This window comes from Ramlibacter aquaticus (assembly GCF_015159745.1).
Taxonomy (GTDB): domain Bacteria; phylum Pseudomonadota; class Gammaproteobacteria; order Burkholderiales; family Burkholderiaceae_C; genus Ramlibacter; species Ramlibacter aquaticus.
The window spans coordinates 32963-52939 of the sequence record NZ_JADDOJ010000019.1; the positions used below are offsets into that span (position 1 = coordinate 32963).

Below are 19977 nucleotides of genomic sequence, written 5' to 3' on the forward strand. Positions count from 1 at the left end.
AACGAAGAGACACCGGAAATCCTGAGGAACACCAAGACATGAGCGCCGTCCTCGACCACCACGACCACGCCCACGGGCACGACGACCACCACGAGCACGCCCCCACGGGCTGGCGACGCTGGGTGTACGCCACCAACCACAAGGACATCGGGACGCTGTACCTGCTGTTCTCGTTCACCATGCTGATGGTGGGCGGCACGCTGGCCCTGCTGATCCGCGCCGAGCTGTTCCAGCCCGGCCTGCAGCTGGTCAACCCCGAGCTGTTCAACCAGCTGACCACCATGCACGGCCTGATCATGGTGTTCGGCGCGATCATGCCGGCGTTCGTGGGCTTCGCGAACTGGATGATCCCGCTGCAGATCGGCGCGCCCGACATGGCCTTCGCCCGCATGAACAACTTCAGCTTCTGGCTGATGGTGCCGGCGGGGATGATGCTGGTGGGTTCCTTCTTCATGCCCGGTGGCGCTCCCGCCTCCGGCTGGACGATGTACGCGCCCCTGACGCTGCAGATGGGCCCGTCCATGGACGCCGCCATCTTCGCTATGCACGTCCTGGGCGCTTCGTCCATCATGGGCTCGATCAACATCATCGTCACCATCCTGAACATGCGCGCGCCCGGCATGACGCTGATGAAGATGCCGATGTTCTGCTGGACCTGGCTGATCACTGCCTACCTGCTGATCGCCGTGATGCCCGTGCTGGCCGGCGCGATCACCATGACGCTGACCGACCGCCACTTCGGCACCACCTTCTTCAACCCCGCCGGCGGCGGTGACCCGGTGATGTTCCAGCACATCTTCTGGTTCTTCGGCCACCCCGAGGTCTACATCATGATCCTGCCGGCCTTCGGCATCATCAGCCAGGTCGTGCCCGCCTTCGCGCGCAAGAAGCTGTTCGGCTACGCCTCCATGGTGTACGCCACCAGCTCCATCGCCATCCTGTCCTTCATCGTGTGGGCGCACCACATGTTCACCACCGGCATGCCGGTGACGGGCCAGCTCTTCTTCATGTACGCGACCATGCTGATCGCGGTGCCCACGGCCGTGAAGATCTTCAACTGGATCGCCACCATGTGGCAGGGCTCGATGACCTTCGAGACGCCCATGCTGTTCGCGGTGGGCTTCATCTTCGTGTTCACCATGGGCGGCTTCACCGGCCTGATCCTGGCGATGGCCCCGATCGACCTGCTGCTGCAGGACACCTACTACGTGGTGGCGCACTTCCACTACGTGCTGGTGGCCGGCTCGCTTTACGCCATGTTCGCGGGCTTCTACTACTGGTCGCCCAAGTGGACCGGCGTGATGTACAACGAGACGCGCGGCAAGATCCACTTCTGGTGGTCGCTGATCTCCTTCAACGTCACCTTCTTCCCGATGCACTTCCTGGGCCTGGCCGGCATGCCCCGCCGCTATGCCGACTACCCGGCCCAGTTCGCCGACTTCAACGCGGTCGCGTCCGTCGGTGCGTTCTTCTTCGGCTTCGCCCAGGTGTACTTCTTCTTCTTCGTCGTGCTGCCCGTGATGATGGGCAAGGGCGAGAAGGCGCCGCAGCGTCCCTGGAACGACCCGGATGGCAAGGGTGCCGAGGGCCTGGAGTGGGAAGTCGCCTCGCCGGCGCCCTTCCACACCTTCGAAGTTCCGCCCAAGCTGAACGCCGCCGCGAACCGCATCGTCGAGAGCCACTGAGCGTGGCCACGCAGTCGATGACGCCCGAGGACAAGAAGCGCAAGGACAACCTGCGCCTGGGGCTGGTGCTGGCCTCCATCGCCTTGGTGTTCTTCGTCGGGTTCATGGCCAAGACAATCCTGTTCGGGCACTGAATTCCATGGGCATCCGGGCCGAAAACTTCAAGATGGTGGGCAAGCTGGGCGTGATCGCGGCCGGCATGTTCCTCTTCGGCTACGGCCTGGTGCCCATCTACAAGCACATCTGCGAGATCACCGGCATCAACGTCCTCGCCGTGGGCGAGAAGGAAGTGCCGGGCGGCGCCAAGGTCGGCACCAACTCGCAGGTCGACACCAGCCGCATCATCACCGTCGAATTCGACGCCAACGCCCACGGGCCCTGGAAGTTCAAGCCGGCCGTCAACTCGGTGCAGGTGCACCCGGGCGAGCTGGCGACGGTGATGTACGAGTTCCAGAACACGCAGAACCGCCGCATGTCGGCGCAGGCCATCCCCAGCTATGCGCCGCGCGAGGCCGCGTCGCACTTCAACAAGGTGGAATGCTTCTGCTTCCGCCAGTACACGCTGGACCCGGGCGAGAAGAAGCAGTGGCCGGTGGCTTTCGTGATCGATCCCAAGCTGTCCAAGGACGTCACGACCATCACGCTGTCCTACACCTTCTTCGAAGTCGGTTCGTCGACGGCGCAGGCGCCGTCCGAAGGCAAGCCCTCATGAACGTGCTGCGCACCGCCAAGGCCGTGGGCTGGTCGTTCATCGGCATTCGCAAGAACAGTGAATCCCATGAGGACATGGGGCAGCTCAAGCCCTTCCACGTGATCGCGGTCGCCCTGGTGGGCGTCGCGGCCTTCGTGGGCGGGCTGATCGCGCTGGTGCATTGGGTCGTGCAGTGAGAGCGCCGCGAGGCAAGAGACAAGAGACAAAACGAGAGAAACGGAACCAGGAGTCGAGATGAGTACCAGCGCAACCGCCACGCCCAACTATTACGTTCCGCAGCCTTCGCGCCACCCGGCCTTCATGGCCGTCGGCCTGCTGCTGGTGATCTTCGGCGCCTCCCAGTGGATCAATGGCGCGGACTGGGCCAAGTGGGTGGTGGCCGCCGGCTTCCTCTGGGTCTTCACCGTGATGTTCCAGTGGTTCCGCGACTCCATCGGCGAGAGCGAGAGCGGCCAGTACGGCCACCGCATCGACATCTCCTACCGCTGGGCGATGAGCTGGTTCATCTTCTCGGAGGTGATGTTCTTCGGCGCCTTCTTCACCGCCCTGTGGTGGATGCGCTCGCACTCGGTGCCGGCGCTGGGCGGCGTGGACAACGCGCTGCTGTGGCCCGACTTCAAGGGCGTGTGGCCCACGATGGCGCCCGGCAGCACGGCCTCGCCGGCGAACATCATCGAGCCCTTCCAGACGATGACGCCGTTCTGGCTGCCCACCATCAACACCGCGCTGCTGCTGTCCTCGGGCGTCACGCTGACGGTCGCCCACCACGCGCTGCGCGAGAACCACCGCGGCCGCACCATCGCCTTCATGTGGATGACGGTGCTGCTGGGCGCGACCTTCGTGTGCGTGCAGGGCTATGAATACTTCCACGCCTACCATGAGCTGAACCTCAAGCTCAGCTCCGGCGCCTACGGCTCGACCTTCTTCATGCTGACCGGCTTCCACGGCTTCCACGTGCTCGTGGGCATGCTGATGCTGCTGTTCATCACCATCCGCCTGATGAAGGGCCACTTCACCGCTGATCGCCACTTCGGCTTCGAAGGCGCGGCCTGGTACTGGCACTTCGTGGACGTGGTCTGGCTGGGCCTCTACACCCTGGTCTACTGGCTCTGAGCGGCGCGCCGCGCCAAGCACGGGGGCCGCGCGTGCGGCCCCTGTTTCATTGGCCGGCCTGGATGCCGGTCGGCTGGATCCAGCCCATCTTCCAGGCGCCCAGGATGCACAGGAACAGCAGGATGGAAAAGCCTACGCGGAAGCCCAGGGCACGGGCCATGTTGCTGCTCTTGGCCCGGCCGTTGCGCCCGTCCTGCATCATGAAGTACAGCGCCGATCCCAGGCTGCCCAGGATGGCGACGAAGGCGACGAGCACGAGATATTTCATGGCGGGGATTATCCGGTGGACGCACTGAACGTGCAGGCGCCGCGCCGCCGCTGGGTGGTGGCGCTGGCGGCCCTGGCGGGCGTCCTCATCACGCTGGCCCTGGGCTTCTGGCAGCTGGGCCGCGCCCACCAGAAGCTCGCGTTGCAGGCCGCGATCGAACAGCGCCGTGGCCTGCCCCCGGTGGCCGCCGCCGAACTCGGGCGGCCGGGCGCGGCCGAGGCCCTGCGTTGGCGCAGCGTCACCTTGCGCGGCCGCTGGGATGCCTCCCACACCGTCTACCTGGACAACCGCCAGTTCGAAGGCCGGCCGGGCTTCTACGTCGTCACGCCCCTGCTGCTGGAGGGCAGCGGCATCGCCGTGGCCGTGCAGCGCGGCTGGGTGCCACGCAACTTCCTGGATCGCCGCGCGTTGCCGCAGGTGGCCACGCCCGCGGGCCCGGTCGAGCTGGCAGGCCGCATCGCCCCGCCGCCCGCACGGCTGTACCAGCTCGGCGGCGAAGTGCCGGGTCCGATCCGGCAAAATCTGGACTTGGCCGCGTGGCGTGCCGAAACCGGGCAGCCGCTGCTCACCGACCTGTCGGTGCAGCAGGAAGGCCCCCCCGGCGACGGCCTCGCGCGCGACTGGCCCGCGCCCGCGCTTGGCGTGGAACGCCACTACGGCTACCTGGCCCAATGGTGGGCGCTGTCCGCCCTGATCGCCTTCCTCTATGTCTGGTTCCAGTTCATCGCCCCTCGCCGAAGAAACCGTCGCGCCTGACGAACCGCTGGGCCTGACCGTGCATTCGCTGCCCCAGCCGGGTGCGGCGCTGCAGGACGACGCCCGCCGGACCGCCGCCGGGCGCCTGCGCATGCTGCTGGTGCTGGCCATCTGCGCCGCGCCGGTGATCGCGTCGTACTTCACCTACTACGTGCTGCACCCCAGCGGCCACGCCTCGCACGGGGAGCTGATCGAGCCCGTCCGGCCCCTGCCGGCGGTGATGGGCGAGCGCCTGGACGGCCAGCCTTCGCCGCTTGCCGCCCTGAAGGGCCAGTGGCTGCTGGTGAGCGTGGCCAGCGGCGACTGCGACGCCGCCTGCGAGAAGCACCTGTACCTGCAGCGCCAGCTGCGCGAGAGCCTGGGCAAGGACAAGGACCGCGTCGACTGGGTCTGGCTGGTCGACGACAGCCGCCCGGTGCGGCCGGAGCTGCAGCGCGCCCTCGCGCAGGCCACGGTGCTGCGCGTGGCGCCCGAGACGCTGGCCGCCTGGCTCGCGCCGGCCACCGGCCATGCGCTGCAGGACCACCTCTACCTGGTCGATCCCATGGGCAACTGGATGATGCGCTTCACGCCTTCGACCGGCCCCGAGCTGGACATCGCAGGCGCGAAGAAGATCCGGCGCGACCTGGACCGCCTGCTGCGCGCCTCCGATTCGTGGGACCAGCCGGGCCGCTGAGCAGACGCCATGGACACCCCGCTGTACAACCTCTCGCCGGTGCTGCACCTGCTGCTCATGGGCCTGGCCGTGGCCACCGGCCCGCTGGCCTGGGTCTGGCTGCGCAACCGCTCGCCGCGCACCCGGCTGGCGGCGCTCACGCTGCTCACGCTGTTCCTCACCTTCGACCTGGTCATGTTCGGTGCCTTCACGCGCCTGACCGACTCGGGCCTGGGATGCCCTGACTGGCCCGGCTGCTACGGCCATGCGAGCCCCGTGGGCGCGTCCTCGGCCATCGCCAGCGCGCAGGCGCAGATGCCCACCGGCCCCGTGACGCACACCAAGGCCTGGATCGAGATGGTGCACCGCTACCTGGCCATGGGCGTGGGCACGCTGATCCTCACCCTGACGCTGGGTGCCTGGCGCGACCGCCGGCGCGGCCAGGGCACGGGCCTGCACCCGCTGTGGCCCACGCTCACCCTGGGCTGGGTCTGCCTGCAGGGGGCCTTCGGGGCGCTCACCGTGACCATGAAGCTCTTTCCCGCCATCGTGACCCTGCACCTCATGGGCGGCGTGGTGCTGCTCGCGCTGCTCGCGGCGCAGGCCACGCGCCTGCGCCACGCCGAGCCGGCCACTGTTCCCTCCGCGCAGCGCGGGCTGGTCCTTGCAGGGCTGGCGCTGCTGGCCCTGCAGATCGCCCTGGGCGGCTGGGTCAGCACCAACTATGCGGTGCTGGCATGCAACGGCTTCCCGGCCTGCCAGGGCAGCTTCTGGCCGGCCATGGATTTCGCCCAGGGCTTCACGCTGTGGCGCCCCCTGGGCCTCACCCCCGCCGGCGAGCCGGTGAGCTTCGAAGCGCTGACCGCCATCCATTACGTGCACCGCCTGGCCGCCTACGCGGTGATCGCCGCCCTCGGGCTGCTGGCCTGGCGCCTGCGCGCCGGCCCGCTGCGCACCCAGGCCCGCTGGCTGGGCGCACTGCTGGCGCTGCAGTTCGCCACCGGCCTGTCCAACGTGGTGCTGGGCTGGCCCCTGGTGGCCGCCGTGCTGCACACCGGCGGCGCCGCCGCCATGGTCGCCGTGCTGACCTGGGCCTGGTTCGCCAGCGTGGCCGAGCGCGCGCCGGTGGCCCTGCGCAGCGCCGCGCGGCGCGAGGTGTCCGCATGAGCACCGTTCCCACCGGGCAGGCCGGGACCGCGCCGGCCGCTTCGCGCTGGCGCCAGTTCTACGCGCTGACCAAGCCGCGCGTGGTGCAGCTGATCGTTTTCTGCGCGCTGATCGGAATGGTGCTTGCCGTGCCGGGCGTGCCGCGCCTGGACGACATCCGCCTGGCCGCCGTGGCGAGCCTGGGCATCTGGCTGGTGGCCGGCGCGGCCGCGGCCTTCAACTGCCTGGTCGAGAAGGGCATCGACGCGCGCATGCGCCGCACGGCCTGGCGCCCCACGGCCAAGGGCGAACTGGGCGACGGCCAGACCCTGCTGTTCTCGGCGGTGCTGTGCGCGATCGGCTCGTGGATCCTCTACGCCTGGGTCAACCCGCTGACCATGTGGCTGACCTTCGCCACCTTCGTCGGCTACGCCGTGATCTACACGGTGGTGCTCAAGCCGCTGACGCCGCAGAACATCGTCATCGGGGGCGCCTCGGGCGCGATGCCGCCGGTGCTGGGCTGGGCGGCGATGACGGGCGACGTGGGGCCCGAGGCGCTGATCCTCTTCCTCATCATCTTCCTGTGGACGCCGCCGCACTTCTGGGCGCTGGCCCTGTACCGGGTGGAGGACTACCGCAAGTCCGGCCTGCCCATGCTGCCGGTCACGCACGGCAACCGCTTCACCCGGCTGCAGATCCTGCTCTACACCGTCGTGCTCTTCGCGGCCTGCCTGATGCCTTTCGCCTACGGCATGAGCGGCTGGCTGTACCTGGCGGCGGCGGTGGCCCTGTCGGCCGGCTTCTGCGCCTACGGCTGGCGGCTGTGGCGCAACTACTCCGACGCGCTCTCGCGCCGCACCTTCCGCTTCTCGCTGATCCACCTGAGCCTGCTGTTCGCCGCGCTGCTGGTGGACCACTACATCCCCTACTGACATGCAACGCCGCTCATTCGCCCTGCTGCCGCTGGCCGCTGTCCTGGCCGCCTGCGGCGAGAAGAAGCCGCAGTTCAATTCCATCGACCTGACCGGCGCCGACTACGCACGCGGCTTCAGCCTGCCGGACACGGACGGGCGCGTGCGCACGCTGGCCGACTTCCGCGGCAAGCTGGTGGTGCTGTTCTTCGGCTACACCCAGTGCCCCGACGTGTGCCCCACCACGCTCAGCGACATCGTGCAGGCGCGCAAGCTGCTGGGCGCCGACGGCGACAAGGTGCAGGGCATCTTCGTGACCGTGGACCCCGAGCGCGACACGCCCCAGGTGCTGAAGTCGTACATGGCCAACTTCGACCCCAGCTTCATCGCGCTGCACCCCTCGCCCGAGCAGCTCGCCGCGACGGCCAAGGACTTCAAGGTCTACTACAAGAAGGTCGAAGGCAAGACGCCGACCAGCTACACCATGGACCACTCGGCGGCCTGCTACGTGTACGACACGCAGGGCCAGCTGCGCCTGTACACCCGCTACGGCAGCGGTCCCAAGGTGCTGGCGGACGACCTGGCCCAGCTGCTGCACCCGGCCTGAGCCCGCGGGCGGACCGCCGCAGGACGCAGCAGGGGGCGCCTCACTGCGCCCGGATGCCCTGGCGGCGTATCACCCCGCCCAGCAGCGCCGTGTCGGCCTTCATGCGCCGCGCCAGGCCCTCGGCCGAGGTGCCGGCCACCTGCCAGCCCTGGGCGAACAGCTGCTGGCGCACCTGCGGCCTGCGCACGATCTCGGCCGCCAGCGCCGACAGGCGGGCCACCCGTGCCACGGGCATGGAGGCCGGCGCGGCGAGCGCATTCCAGACCTCGAGCTCGAAACCGGCGAGCCCGCCCTCGGCCAGGCTGGGCAGCTCGGGCGCGAGGGGGCTGCGCCCCGCGCTGCTGAGGCCGACCGCGTGCAGCCGGCCGCTGCGCACCTGCGGCAGGGCCAGGCCCGGCGGCAGCAGTGCCAGCTGCACCTCGCGCGCGGCCAGCGCCTGCACCACCTGCGGGTTGCCGGGGTAGGGCACGTGCACCGGCGCGATGCCCGCACGCGCCTTGAGCAGTTCCATGCCGATGTGGGCCACGGTCCCCACGCCCGGGCTGCCGTAGCTCCATCGATCGCCGGCGGCCCGCGCCGCCGCCAGGAAGCCGCGCGCGGAATCCGCCGGCAGGCCCGGCCCGGCCACCAGCACCAGCGGCGCCGTGGCCAGCAGGCTGACGGGCGCGAGGTCGCGCGCCGGGTCGTACGGGGCGCCCGGGTTCAGCAGCTTCGCGATCGTCAGGTTGCCGTTGATCATCACGCCCAGCGTGTGGCCGTCCGTCGCGCGGGCCACGATGTCGGCGCCGATGTTGCCGCCGGCGCCGGGCCGGTTGTCCACGATCACGGGCTGGCCCAGCGCCTGCGCCAGCGGCTCGGCCAGGGTGCGTGCCACCAGGTCGGGCGTGGAGCCGCCCGGAAAGCCGACCACGAGCCGGACCGGCCGGCGCGGCCAGTCATCGCCCTGGGCCTGGGCCTGCGCAGCGCCTGCGGCCAGCGTCGCGGTGGCCAGGCGCAGCCAGCGCCTGCGTGTGAATTCAAGGGTCATGCGGGGGCCGCGGCAGCAGGGGGCCGCGCGGCAGCCCGCATCCTAGCGGTTCAGGCGTTGAGCGCGCGGATCATCTTGCGCGCGTCGGTGCGCGGCGCGTCCAGCGCCTCCTGCACCCAGGCCAGGGCCGACGCGGCATCGCGCTCGCCCTCGGGCAGCAGCGCCACCGTCACCCGGAAGCGCAGGGTGACGTCCGGCGGCAGCGAGGCCGAGGGGCGCAGGCCGCTGGCGACCAGCTGCTGCGCCCGGCTGGTGGCGATCTCCGCCGTCACCGGCCCGTCGATCATCAGCGCCAGGTCGTGCTCGCCCAGGCGGGCGGCGAGGTCGATGTCCTGGCCGGCGGCGCGCAGCAGCGAGGCGGCCACCACCAGGGCGCGCTCGCCGGTGTCGCGCCCGTGCTCGGCGACGATCGCGTCCAGGTTGGCGATGCGCACGCCCAGCAGGGCGATGCGCTGGCGCAGCGAGACGGCGCGGTTCTGCGCCGCCTGCAGGCGCTGCAGCAGCGTCGCCCGGGTCGCCAGGCCGGTCAGCGTGTCGCTGCCGGGCAGGGCCGAGGCGCGGGTCTGGGCCTCGCGCCGGGCCGCCCCGCGTCGCATCAGCGCGTAGAACAGGATGGGCATCTCCAGCGCCGCGCCTGCCGTCAGGCCGTAGCGCGTCCAGGCGCTGGTGGGGATGAGGTTCAGCCCGCGCGCGAGCGGCAGCAGCGCCGTCAGCAGCACGGGCAGGAAGCCCAGCGCCACCAGCCGGATCAGCGGGTCCTCGCCCTGCCGCCACACCAGGGCGATCAGCACGAACACGACGACGATGGCCACCAGTGAGAGCACCATCACCAGCTCGAAGCTGGCGCGCGTGTTGATCCAGGCGTCCAGGCCGACGGCGGCGAGCACGCCGGCGATCAGGCTCCATACGGCCAGGTCCAGCGCCCGTGAGTAGCGCGCCGGCTCGGTCACCACCTTGGCGAACCAGAGACCGGCGGCGGCGGCCACGCCCGGCAGCACGAAGGGCGCCATCTCGTTCCACTTGAGCATGTTGGGCCACAGGTGCTGCGTGCCCACGCCCAGGTAGGCCGCCTGGGCCAGGCCCATGGCCAGCACATAGGTGGCGTAGGCGGCGAAGTTGCGGTCGCGGTCGGCCACCGCAAGGGCGAGAGAGACCAGGGTGATCAGCAGGGCCAGCGAGAAGTAGCCGCCCAGCAGGAACTGCTCGGCTTCGCGCTCGCCCAGCAATTCGCGCTCGTCGTACAGCGCCAGCGGGCTGGCGAAATTGACGCGCGCCAGTTCGATGCGAACGTAGTAGTGCACCGGCACGCCGGTCTCGCCCGCGAGCTCGAAGGTGGGAAAGCGCCCCGGGATCGGCCAGGCCGAGACCGGCCGCGTGTCGCCCGCTTCCTCCGACACCCAGCGGCCGTCGCGCTGGCGCCAGAAGAACTGGGCACGGTCCAGGCCGGAGGACTTGATCTCCAGGAACCAGCGCGACGCGTCGGCCCGCTGCGCCTCGAACTCGATCCACAGCGCCTTGGCGTCGATGTCGTGCTGCATGCCGGGGCCGCGCACCTGCCAGGGCAGCCGGTCGCGCTCGCGGTCCACCTCCTCGGGGGTGCGCATGCCGCTCTCGTCCAGCCAGTAGCGGCTGCGCGATTCCAGGGGCACCAGGGGCTGCGTGGCGGACAGCACGAGCAGGGGCGCAGGCGCGGCCGCCGCGGCGCTGGCCGCCGGTGCCTGCGCCCGTGCGAACGCCGGGAGCATCAGCAGCACCCACAAGATCGCCAGCACGCAACGCGTCCACTTCCCCATCGCTTGCTACGGATTGTCACTGTTTCCGTGCAGGGAAGGCCAGTGCGTCGCGCGCCGGGCGGCGGCGCCATGAAAAAAGCCCGGCGGCGCCGGGCTTTGGGAGAAGGCCGCGCGGGGCTCAGGCGTAGGCGGCCAGGGCCTTGCGCATCTTCTTCATGGCCGCGGCCTCGATCTGGCGGATGCGCTCGGCGCTCACGCCGTACTCGGCGGCCAGCTCGTGCAGCGTCATGCCGCCGGAGCCGTCGTCGTTGACCTTGAGCCAGCGCTCCTCGACGATGCGGCGGCTGCGCGCGTCCAGCTCGCCCAGGGCGGCGGCGATGCCGTCGCTGGCCATGGCGTCACGCTCGCGCGACTCGATCATGGCGGTGGGCTCGTGATTGGCGTCCGAAAGATAGGCGATGGGCCCGAAGGCCTCGTCGCCCTCGTCGGCCGGGGACGGGTCCAGCATCACGTCGCCGCCCGCCATGCGAGCTTCCATCTCGATGACTTCCTCGCGCTTGACGTTCAGCTCGCGCGCCATCACCTCGATCTGCGCGTCGGTCAGCGTGTCGCGGTGGGTGGCCGCGTCGGCGTCGTCCTTGAAGCCCTGCTTCATGGAGCGCAGGTTGAAGAACAGCTTGCGCTGGGCCTTGGTGGTCGCGACCTTGACCATGCGCCAGTTCTTCAGGATGTACTCGTGGATCTCGGCCTTGATCCAGTGCAGGGCATAGCTCACCAGGCGCACGCCCTGGTCCGGGTCGAAGCGCTTCACCGCCTTCATCAGGCCGATGTTGCCTTCCTGGATCAGGTCGCCGTGGGGCAGGCCGTAGCCCAGGTACTTGCGCGAGACGGCCACGACCAGGCGCAGGTGCGAGAGCACGAGCTTCCCGGCGGCTTCGAGGTCGTTGTGGTCCTTCAGCTTGCGGGCGAACTCCTGTTCCTCCTGCAGGCTCAGCATGGGGAGGCGGTTCACCGCGGAAATGTAGGCGTCCAGGTTGCCCAGGGAGGGGACCACCGCCCAGGGATTGGCCATGGCCAAGGCCGTGGACGGGGCTCCGACAGAGTGGGTCATGCCGAAAACTCCTTTCGTTGAGGGCACATGTTAGCACTCTCTTGGATGGAGTGCTAAGGCGGAAGTTCAATCGGGGCGGTGGCGGCTTGCGCACGGTGCTGGCGTTCTGGCCGTCAGGCCGGCGGGCCGCGTCCCGATGAGTGGTTGCTCACTACCAGATGGTCGGTCGGGGCCGTTCCGGCAGGGCTGACAAACGCTTGGAGTCAGGGCCAGGCCGCAGGTTTCCGGCCGGGTCTGGAAGAATGGGCGAAGTCCCACGTGAAAGCCGCCCATGAGTGCCGAACCCCCTCCCGACGAGATCCTCCAGGTCTGCACCACCGTCGCCGACGAGGCGGCGGGCCGGGCCCTGGCGCGGGCCCTGGTGCAAGAGCGGCTGGCCGCCTGCGTGCAGCTGGAGCCCCTGGCCGCCAGCGTCTACCGCTGGGAGGGCCGGGTGCACGAGGACGCCGAGTGGCGCCTGCTATCAAGACCGACCCGCAGCGCCAGGGCGCGCTGGAGCTCGCCTTTCGGCGCCTGCACCCCTACGCCTTGCCCGAATTCGTGGCCCAGCGCCTGAACGCGTCGGCCGCCTACACGGCCTGGGTGCGCGAGCAGACGGCCTGAGCGGCCGCCGCCCCGGCTCAGCGGACCGAAAGCCGGCCGGGCGTGCCGGCTACGCATTCGCCCACCACGGCGGCGTCGGCGAAGCCGTGGCGGCGGAACACGGCCAGGACCTCGTCCACGCTGGACGGGTCGCAGGTGACCAGCAGGCCACCGCTGGTCTGGGGGTCGGCCAGCAGGGCGCGGTCCAGTTCGGCGAAGCCCTGCGGCAGCTCGACCGAGGCGCCGAAGCCGGCCCAGTTGCGGCCGGAGGCACCGGTCAGGAAGCCGCGGGCGGCGAGTTCGCGCACGTTCGGCAGCAGCGGCACCCGGGACCAGTCGATGCGCACCTCCAGCCCGGCGCCGCGCGCCAGCTCCAGCGCATGGCCGGCCAGGCCGAAGCCGGTCACGTCGGTCAGCGCGTGCACGCCCGGCAGGGCGGCGAGGTCGGGGCCGGGGGTGTTGAGCTTGGTGGTCGACGCGATCATGGCCGCGTAGCCCTCGCTGCCCAGCTGTTCCTGCTTGAGCGCGGCCGAGTACACGCCCACGCCCAGCGGCTTGCCCAGCACCAGCACGTCGCCCGGGCGCGCCTCGGCGTTGCGCTTGACACGGTCCGGGTGGACCAGGCCCAGCGCCACCAGGCCGTAGATCGGCTCCACCGAGTCGATGGTGTGGCCGCCCGCGATCGGGATGCCGGCGGCGCGGCAGACGGATTCGCCGCCTTCCAGGATGCGGCCGATGGTGGCCGTGGAGAGCACGCTGATCGGCATGCCCACCAGGGCCAGCGCCATGATCGGCCGGCCCCCCATGGCGTACACGTCCGAGATCGCGTTGGTCGCCGCGATGCGCCCGAAGTCGAACGGATCGTCGACGATGGGCATGAAGAAATCGGTGGTGGCGATCAGCGCCTGCTCGTCGTTGAGCTTGTAGACCGCGGCGTCGTCGGCGGTTTCGATGCCCACCAGAAGTTCGGGCGGGATGGGCATGCGGGCGGTGCCGCGCAGGATCTCCGACAGCACGCCGGGCGCGATCTTGCAGCCGCAGCCGCCGCCGTGGGAGAGGGAAGTCAGGCGCGGCTCGGCCGGCGCGTTCAGGGGTGCATTCATGGCGTGCTCAGTTCATCGACAAGTCGCATCAGGCCCTGCCGTTCGGTCTCGGGATCGAACAGGGGCGCGCGGGCCTCACATTGTGCGCTGAGCGTGGCCAGCCTGCCGCCGGCCTGTCCCTGCGTGTCCCGGCACGCGGCCAGCAGCGCCGCCAGGGCCGGCGCGTCGCCCGGCGGGAAGTAGCCCGCGTAGTCCTCGCCCAGCATGCCCACGTTGCCGGGCACGCGCGAGGCCAGCACCGGCGTGCCGCTGCGCACCGCCTCCATCACCACGTGCGCGCCGCCTTCCATGGCGCTCGGGTGCACCAGCAGGTGGGCCTGGCGGATGCGTTCGCGGGTCTCCTCGTGCGGGCGCGGGCCCAGCCAGCGGTAGCCCGGGGCCTGCGCCTGTGCCGCCCGGATCGCGTCCTGCCACGCGTCACTGTCGGCCGCGCCCAGGTGCTCGATGCGGATGTCGCCGCGAGCGGCGAGCAGGCGGGCGGCCTGGAACACGGTCTCGGGCGATTTCTCGGGCCGCAGGTGGCCCACCACCACCGCGAGCAGCGCGTCCTGCGGCTTGCGGGCCGGCGGCAGGGCCGGCGTGGACTGGAAGATCACGCGCGCTCGCGGCCGCAGCGCGGCGGGCAGCGCGTCGGCGCCACGCTCCTGCAGCACGACCAGGCGGCTGGCGAAGGTCAGCGAGGCGCGCGCGCTGGCGTCGGTGGCGATGTCGCGGTAGAGGTCGGTGCCCGTGAGCACCACGGCCAGGCCGCGCTCGCCATGCCGCGCATGCCAGGCCGCGATGGCCTCGGCGGAGCGACGCGCGTGCAGCGCGAGCATGACCTGCGCGTTCTCGCTGCCGGGCGCGGGCCACTGCCGCACGACGGTCACGCGGTGCGCGCGGCCCAGCAACTGCGCCCAGCGCTGCGCCGTGCGCGCGTTGCCGTTGTTGGCGTCGGATGCCGCCGGGCTTACGATGACCACCGATGCAGGAACCATCCCCGGGTTATAGCCCCGCCACGCGGCTGCGCGCTGGCACGCGCGACGATGTCCTTGCGGCCCTGCGCTCGGTGCGCGCCCGCACCCTGGCCCTGGCCGATGCGTGGCAGGCCGCGCTGGGCCCCGCGCTGGCCGTGCCGCTGCGCGATGAGCTCAACCCGCCGCTCTGGGAATGGGGCCACGTGGCCTGGTTCCAGGAGTGGTGGACGGGCCGCAGCCGCCAGCGCGGGCTGGGCATCGCCTGCGACCCCGTGCACGCCCGGGGCGCGTCGCTGCTGCCGGGCGCGGACGAACTCTACGACTCGAGCGAGGTGCCGCACGATGCGCGCTGGCAGCTGCCGCTGCCCGGGCCCGGGGCGACCCGCGCCTACCTGGACGCGACGCTGGCGCAGGCCCTGGACCTGCTCGCCGCGCTGCCGCCGGACGCCGGCGACGACGCGCTCTACTTCTTCCGCCTGGCCGCGCTGCACGAGGCCATGCATGCCGAGGCCGCGGTGTACATGGCGGCCACGCTGGACCTGGACCTGGACCTGGGCCCGGCCGCCACGGTGCAGGGGCCGGGGCAGGCCGACGCCCAGCGCCTGCCGCCGGCCGGCGCCGAGATCGAAGTGCCCGCCCAGGCGTTCGCGCTGGGCTGGCAGGGGCCGGGTTTCGCCTTCGACAACGAGCTGGGCGCGCACACGGTCGCGCTGCAGGCTTTCCGCATCGACGCCGCCCCTGTGAGCTGGGCCGCCTATGCCGGGTTCCTGGCCGACGGCGGCCCGCTGGACCGCCGCTGGTGGGACGAGGACGGCTGGGCCTGGCTGCAGCGGGCCGGCCCGCGCCAGGTGCCGCCCGGCGCGGACCCGGCCGCGCCCGCCCTGCGCCTCTCGGCCTGGGAGGCCGAGGCCTGGTGCCGCTGGGCCGGCCGCCGGCTGCCCACCGAGGCCGAGTGGGAGTGCGCCGCCCTCACGGCCACCGGCTTCCGCTGGGGCGGCGCCTGGGAATGGACGGCCAGCCCCTTCCAGCCCTATCCCGGCTTCCAGCCGCACCCCTACCGCGACTATTCGCAGCCCTGGTTCGGCAGCCGCCGCGTGCTGCGCGGCGCCGGCCCGGCCACGCCGCCCGAGATCGCGCACCCGCGCTACCGCAATTTCTTCGAGCCCCGGCGCAACGATGTCTTCGCGGGCTTTCGCAGCTGCGCCGTTGCCGCGGGCGGGAATCGGTTGTAATGCCCGCTTCGCCACGAGGGGATAGACCCATGCAAAAGCAACCGCACCTGCACATCAGCCGCCGCACCCTGCTGGCCTCCGGCGCCGCGCTGGCCGCCACCGGCTGGGCCACGGGCGCCCGCGCCCAGGCCGTCTTCCGCGTCACCGCGATCCCGGACGAGTCGCCGACCGAGCTCGCCCGCAAGGCCGCGCCGCTGATGAAGTACCTGGGTGAGCGGCTGGGCGTGAAGGCCGAGTTCACCCCCGTGAACGACTACGCCGCCTGCGTGGAGGCGCTGGCCAACCGCCAGGTCGACCTGGCCTGGCTGGGCGGCTTCACCTTCGTGCAGGCCCTGCAGCGCTCCGGCGGCAAGGTCGTGCCCCTGGTGCAGCGCGAGGAGGACAAGCACTTCCGCTCGGTGTTCATCACCACCCAGGACGGCATCCGCAGCCTGGCCGACCTCAAGGGCCACAGCTTCAGCTTCGGCTCGCAGTCCAGCACCTCGGGCCACCTGATGCCGCGCAGCTACCTGCTGGCCGCCGGCATCGACCCCGACCGCGACTTCAAGCGCGTCGCCTACTCGGGCGCGCACGACGCCACCGCCGCCGCCGTGGCGGCCGGCAAGGTCGACGCGGGCACGCTGAACATCTCGGTGTGGGAGAAGCTGCTGGCCGACAAGAAGGTCGACGCCAGCCGGGTGCGCGTGATCTACACCACCCCCGCCTACTACGACTACAACTGGACGGTGCACGCCGACATGCCGGCCGCCCAGCGCGAGCGCATCACCAAGGCCTTCCTGGACCTGAGCCCGGCCACGCCCGAAGGCAAGGAGATCCTGGACCTGCAGCGTGCCAGCAAGTTCGTGCCCACCAGCGCCGACAACTACAAGGGCATCGAAGCGGCCGCGCGCAACGCCGGCCTGCTGAAGTGAGGCCCGGACAGCGCGCATGCTGATCGAGCTGCAGGCCGCGGCCCTGCGCCATCCGGCTGCGACGGCAGGCGCCGCACCCGCCCTGCATCCGCTGGACCTGCGGATCGAGCCGGGTGAGCAGTTGGCCGTGATCGGGCCCTCGGGCGCCGGCAAGACCAGCCTGATGCTGCTGCTGGGCTGTGCGCTGCGTCCTTCGTCCGGCCGCCTCAGCCTGGACGGCCAGGACCCCTGGCAGCTGCCGGGCACCGCGCTGCGGCGCCTGCGCAGCCGGCTCTTCCTCGCCCCGCAGGTGCCGCCGCTGCCGCCGCGCCAACGCGTGGTGACCGCGGTGCTGGCCGGCCGCCTGCCGGGCATGGGCTGGGGCGCGAGCCTGCGCATGCTGGTGCATGCGCGCGACGCGGCAGCCGCGCAGGCCGCGCTGGCGCGCTTCGACCTGGAAGGCAAGCTCTTCGACCGCGTGGACCGGCTCTCCGGCGGCGAGCGCCAGCGCGTGGGCCTGGCCCGCGCCCTGATGGCCGACGCCCGGCTGCTGCTGGTGGACGAGCCGCTGTCGGCGCTGGACCCCTCGCGCGCGGCGCAGGCCATGCAGGTGCTGGTGGACGACGCGCGCAGCCGCGGCGCCACGCTGGTCGCCAGCCTGCACGACGTGCCCGCGGCGCTGCGCCACTTCCCCCGCATCCTGGGCCTGCGCGAAGGGCGGCTGCAGTTCGACCTGCCGCCCCAGGACGTCACCCCGGCGCGCCTGGCCGCGCTCTATGGCGACGAGCCGCCCGGCCCGCCGCCGGCCTTCGAACTGCCCGACACCACGCCGGCCCCGGTGGTGGTCATGTGCCGGTGAACGCTGCGCGGCCCGCACTGCGCGACCCGGCCTGGGCCGGGCGCGTCAGCGCCACCGTGGTGGCGCTGGTGCTGCTGTGGCCGCTGCTGGTGTGGAGCGAGTTCAAGCCCTGGACCCTGCTGGAGCCCGACAGCCTGCTGCCGGCGCTGCGCTTTCTCGCCGCCTTCGTGCCGCCCCGGCTGGACGCCGAATTCCTGGGCCTGGTCGCGCGCGAGACCTGGCGCACCGTGGCCATCGCCACCGCCGGCCTCTCGCTCGCGCTGCTGATCGCGGTGCCGCTGGCGCTGGTGAGCGCGCGCCCGCTGTCGCAATCCGCGCTGTCCGGGCGCATGGGCACGGCGGCGCGCTGGGGCCGCGGCCTGGCGCGCGCGCTGCTGGTGGCGCTGCGCAGCGTGCCGGAGCTGATCTGGGCACTGGTCTTCGTGCGCGTGGTCGGCCTGGGGCCCACCGCCGGCGTGCTGGCGATCGCGCTCACCTACGGCGGCATGCTGGGCAAGGTCTACACCGAGATCCTGGAAAGCGGCGACACCCACGCCGCGCTCTCGCTGCTGCGCAACGGCAGCAGCCGGATGCAGGCCTTCCTGTGGGGGCTGCTGCCGCAGAACGCGGGCGAGCTCACGAGCTACACCGTCTACCGCTGGGAATGCGCGATCCGCTCCTCGGCGGTGCTGGGCTTCGTGGGCGCGGGCGGGCTGGGCCAGCAGATGGATGCCTCGCTCAAGATGTTCGCGGGCAACGAGGTCTGCACCATGCTGGCCGTGTTCGTGGCCCTGGTCGCGGCGGCCGATGTGCTGAGCGCGTGGCTGCGCCGGAGGCTGGCGTGAGCGAGGGCCTGCGGCGCGGCTCGCCGGCCGACCCCGGGCGCGCGGGCGGCGTCCTGGTGCTGCTGGGCCTGGCTGTGCTGGTGGTCGCCAGCTTCGCCACGCTGGACCTGCAGTGGGCCCGCTTCTTCTCCGCCGATGCGCTGGCACGCATGGGCCGCTTCCTGCTGGAACTGCTGCGGCCGGCCACGGAGCCGCGCTTCGTCGCCAAGCTGGTGCCGGCCACGCTGGAGACGCTTGCCATGTCCCTGGTCGGCACCCTGCTGGCCGCCGTGCTCGGCCTGCTGCTGGCCCTGCCCGCCAGCCGCACCTGGGAGGGCGACCCCGCCCGCTGGCGCGGCGCCACGCGCTTCGTGCTCAACGTGCTGCGCAGCGTGCCCGAGCTGATGTGGGCCTCGCTGCTGATGATCGCGGCCGGCCTGGGGCCCTTCGCGGGCACGCTGGCGCTGGCCGCGCACACCACGGGCGTGCTGGGCCGCCTGTTCGCCGAGGCGATCGAGAACGCCCCCGAAGGCCCGGCCTTCGCGCTGCGCGTGCGCGGCGTGGGCGAAGGGCGGGTGCTGCTGTTCGCGACCCTGCCCACGGTGCTGCCGCAGCTCCTGAGCTACACCTTGTACCGCTGGGAGAACAACATCCGTGCCGCCGCCGTGCTGGGCGTGGTGGGCGCCGGCGGGCTGGGCCAGATGCTGGCCTTCCACCTGGGGCTGTTCCAGATGTCGGAGACCAGCAGCGTGCTGCTGGCGATGATGCTGCTGGTGCTGGGGGTGGACGCGCTCAGCTTCGAGGCGCGGCGGCGGATGGCCGCCTAGTGTTTGGCGCACGCCGGACCGGGCCGGCGGCGGCGCATGCAGATTCTTCGGCCCTTCACCCCAGAAGCGCCAGCGCGAACTCCCGCGCGCTGAAGGTCTCCAGGTCCTCCAGCTTTTCGCCCACGCCGATGAAGTACACCGGGATGGGTTTCTCCTGCGCGATGGCGGCGAGCACGCCGCCCTTGGCGGTGCCGTCGAGCTTGGTCACGATCAGGCCGGTGAGCCCCAGCGCCTCGTCGAAGGCCTTGACCTGCGCGAGCGCGTTCTGGCCGGTGTTGCCGTCGATCACCAGCAGCACCTCGTGCGGCGCGCTCGCATCGGCCTTCTGCACCACGCGCTTGATCTTGCGCAGCTCCTCCATCAGGTGCAGCTGCGTGGGCAGGCGGCCGGCGGTGTCCACCAGCACCACGTCCTTGCCCCGCGCGCGGCCCGCGCTCACGGCGTCGAAGCTCACGGCCGCCGGGTCGCCGCCGGCCTGGCTCACGATCTCCACCGTGTTGCGGTCGGCCCAGATGGCGAGCTGCTCCCGCGCGGCCGCGCGGAAGGTGTCGGCCGCGGCCAGCAGCACCGTCTCGCCGGCATCGGCCAGGTGCTTGGTGAGCTTGCCGATGGAGGTGGTCTTGCCCGCGCCGTTCACGCCCGCGACCATGATCACCGTCGGCTGGTGCTCGCCGATGACCAGCGGCCGCTCCAGCGGCTTGAGGAGCCGCGTGAGCGAGTCGGCCAGGATGTTCTTGGCCTGCACCGGCCGCGTCGCGCCCGATTCCTTCACCCGGCGGCGCACCTCGTCCAGCAGGGCCTGCGTGGCCTTCACGCCGGTGTCCGCCATGAGCAGCGCGGTCTCGAGTTCCTCGTAGAAGGCCTCGTCGATCTGGCCCCCGGTGAGCTGGTCGTCGCCGAAATACTTGGCGGCCACCTGCTGCACCTGGGCGGCCGTGACCTGGCGCAGGCGCGCGATCAGGCGCTCGTCGGCGTCCAGCGGGAAGCCGTTGATCCAGTAG

The 19977-nt window shown here is 71.5% G+C and carries 22 protein-coding genes and 1 pseudogene; 16 read left to right on the top strand and 7 right to left on the bottom strand.

The genetic code is table 11. The features are described 5' to 3' along the window. Positions 1-38: 38 nt before the first annotated feature. From ctaD to IM725_RS06855, 5 genes are read left to right on the top strand one after another with little or no spacing between them, the layout of a single operon-like run. The gene (gene ctaD / locus IM725_RS06840; RefSeq protein ID WP_193779827.1) at positions 39-1685 is read left to right on the top strand and encodes a cytochrome c oxidase subunit I; all 1647 of its coding nucleotides are present in this window, start codon (positions 39-41) and stop codon (positions 1683-1685) included. Between the two features lie 17 nt (positions 1686-1702). After that, positions 1703-1819, top strand: a complete 117-nt coding sequence (locus IM725_RS20345) for a cytochrome oxidase small assembly protein (protein WP_227753640.1) — start codon at positions 1703-1705, stop codon at positions 1817-1819. A 5-nt stretch (positions 1820-1824) separates the two neighbouring features. Then, positions 1825-2397 carry a cytochrome c oxidase assembly protein gene (locus IM725_RS06845; RefSeq protein ID WP_193779828.1) on the top strand — a complete coding sequence of 191 codons (573 nt, stop codon included), beginning with the start codon at positions 1825-1827 and terminating at the stop codon, positions 2395-2397. After that, positions 2394-2573, top strand: coding sequence for a DUF2970 domain-containing protein (locus IM725_RS06850; RefSeq protein WP_193779829.1), 180 nt, complete (start codon positions 2394-2396; stop codon positions 2571-2573). The genes IM725_RS06845 and IM725_RS06850 overlap by 4 nt, the downstream gene beginning before the upstream one ends. A 58-nt stretch (positions 2574-2631) precedes the next feature. Continuing rightward, positions 2632-3510 (top strand): cytochrome c oxidase subunit 3, encoded by an 879-nt coding sequence (locus tag IM725_RS06855; protein WP_193779830.1) that lies wholly within the window; start codon positions 2632-2634, stop codon positions 3508-3510. Between the two features lie 46 nt (positions 3511-3556). Here the strand turns inward: IM725_RS06855 and IM725_RS06860 are convergent, their stop codons facing one another. Beyond that, a complete protein-coding gene (locus tag IM725_RS06860; protein ID WP_193779831.1) occupies positions 3557-3778 on the bottom strand; it encodes a twin transmembrane helix small protein in 222 nt (73 codons plus the stop codon). Between the two features lie 15 nt (positions 3779-3793). Between IM725_RS06860 and IM725_RS06865 the strand changes: the two genes are divergently transcribed. Genes IM725_RS06865 through IM725_RS06885 form a run of 5 tightly spaced genes read left to right on the top strand, consistent with a single transcriptional unit; the run spans position 3794 to position 7853 of the window. Beyond that, positions 3794-4534 (top strand): SURF1 family protein, encoded by a 741-nt coding sequence (locus IM725_RS06865; RefSeq protein ID WP_193779832.1) that lies wholly within the window; start codon positions 3794-3796, stop codon positions 4532-4534. Beyond that, positions 4485-5210 (top strand): SCO family protein, encoded by a 726-nt coding sequence (locus tag IM725_RS06870; RefSeq protein WP_193779833.1) that lies wholly within the window; start codon positions 4485-4487, stop codon positions 5208-5210. Before IM725_RS06865 ends, IM725_RS06870 begins: the two co-directional genes overlap by 50 nt. Before the next feature lie 9 nt (positions 5211-5219). Then, entirely contained in the window at positions 5220-6356 is a 1137-nt protein-coding gene (locus IM725_RS06875) for a COX15/CtaA family protein (protein WP_193779834.1), read from the top strand. Further along, the gene (gene cyoE, locus IM725_RS06880; protein ID WP_193779835.1) at positions 6353-7267 is read left to right on the top strand and encodes a heme o synthase; all 915 of its coding nucleotides are present in this window, start codon (positions 6353-6355) and stop codon (positions 7265-7267) included. Before IM725_RS06875 ends, cyoE begins: the two co-directional genes overlap by 4 nt. A 1-nt stretch (position 7268) precedes the next feature. After that, positions 7269-7853, top strand: a complete 585-nt coding sequence (locus tag IM725_RS06885) for an SCO family protein (protein ID WP_193779836.1) — start codon at positions 7269-7271, stop codon at positions 7851-7853. Positions 7854-7893: 40 nt separating this feature from the next. On the opposite strand, the gene IM725_RS06890 is transcribed toward IM725_RS06885, so the two are convergent. The 3 genes from IM725_RS06890 to rpoH form a co-directional block, all read right to left on the bottom strand. Then, positions 7894-8880: a Bug family tripartite tricarboxylate transporter substrate binding protein gene (locus IM725_RS06890; RefSeq protein WP_193779837.1), complete on the bottom strand. Its 987-nt coding sequence runs from the start codon at positions 8878-8880 to the stop codon at positions 7894-7896. Positions 8881-8930: 50 nt separating this feature from the next. Beyond that, entirely contained in the window at positions 8931-10652 is a 1722-nt protein-coding gene (locus IM725_RS06895; RefSeq protein WP_193779838.1) for a sensor domain-containing diguanylate cyclase, read from the bottom strand. Between the two features lie 139 nt (positions 10653-10791). Continuing rightward, positions 10792-11724, bottom strand: a complete 933-nt coding sequence (rpoH, locus tag IM725_RS06900; RefSeq protein ID WP_193779839.1) for an RNA polymerase sigma factor RpoH — start codon at positions 11722-11724, stop codon at positions 10792-10794. A gap of 271 nt (positions 11725-11995) precedes the next feature. Here rpoH and cutA point away from each other — a divergent pair. Then, positions 11996-12327: pseudogene (cutA, locus tag IM725_RS06905) on the top strand (divalent-cation tolerance protein CutA). 17 nt (positions 12328-12344) lie between these two features. On the opposite strand, the gene selD reads toward cutA, so the two are convergent. Together selD and senB are read right to left on the bottom strand one after the other, a co-directional pair. Beyond that, positions 12345-13409, bottom strand: a complete 1065-nt coding sequence (selD, locus tag IM725_RS06910) for a selenide, water dikinase SelD (RefSeq protein ID WP_193779840.1) — start codon at positions 13407-13409, stop codon at positions 12345-12347. Further along, a complete protein-coding gene (senB, locus tag IM725_RS06915; RefSeq protein WP_193779841.1) occupies positions 13406-14386 on the bottom strand; it encodes a selenoneine biosynthesis selenosugar synthase SenB in 981 nt (326 codons plus the stop codon). The genes selD and senB overlap by 4 nt, the downstream gene beginning before the upstream one ends. Here senB and senA point away from each other — a divergent pair. From senA to phnE, 5 genes are read left to right on the top strand one after another with little or no spacing between them, the layout of a single operon-like run. Then, positions 14374-15597 (top strand): selenoneine synthase SenA, encoded by a 1224-nt coding sequence (senA, locus tag IM725_RS06920; protein WP_193779842.1) that lies wholly within the window; start codon positions 14374-14376, stop codon positions 15595-15597. The two genes, senB and senA, sit on opposite strands and share 13 nt — an antisense overlap. Before the next feature lie 29 nt (positions 15598-15626). Further along, positions 15627-16508, top strand: coding sequence for a putative selenate ABC transporter substrate-binding protein (locus IM725_RS06925; RefSeq protein ID WP_193779843.1), 882 nt, complete (start codon positions 15627-15629; stop codon positions 16506-16508). A gap of 16 nt (positions 16509-16524) precedes the next feature. Then, a complete protein-coding gene (locus IM725_RS06930) occupies positions 16525-17346 on the top strand; it encodes a phosphonate ABC transporter ATP-binding protein (RefSeq protein WP_193779844.1) in 822 nt (273 codons plus the stop codon). Then, on the top strand, positions 17343-18170 hold the full coding sequence (locus tag IM725_RS06935; RefSeq protein ID WP_193779845.1) for a PhnE/PtxC family ABC transporter permease: 828 nt from the start codon (positions 17343-17345) through the stop codon (positions 18168-18170). Before IM725_RS06930 ends, IM725_RS06935 begins: the two co-directional genes overlap by 4 nt. A gap of 8 nt (positions 18171-18178) precedes the next feature. Beyond that, a complete protein-coding gene (gene phnE / locus IM725_RS06940; protein WP_227753644.1) occupies positions 18179-18976 on the top strand; it encodes a phosphonate ABC transporter, permease protein PhnE in 798 nt (265 codons plus the stop codon). Positions 18977-19031: 55 nt separating this feature from the next. On the opposite strand, the gene ftsY is transcribed toward phnE, so the two are convergent. Beyond that, positions 19032-19970, bottom strand: coding sequence for a signal recognition particle-docking protein FtsY (gene ftsY, locus IM725_RS06945; RefSeq protein WP_193779850.1), 939 nt, complete (start codon positions 19968-19970; stop codon positions 19032-19034). Positions 19971-19977 lie beyond the last annotated feature (7 nt).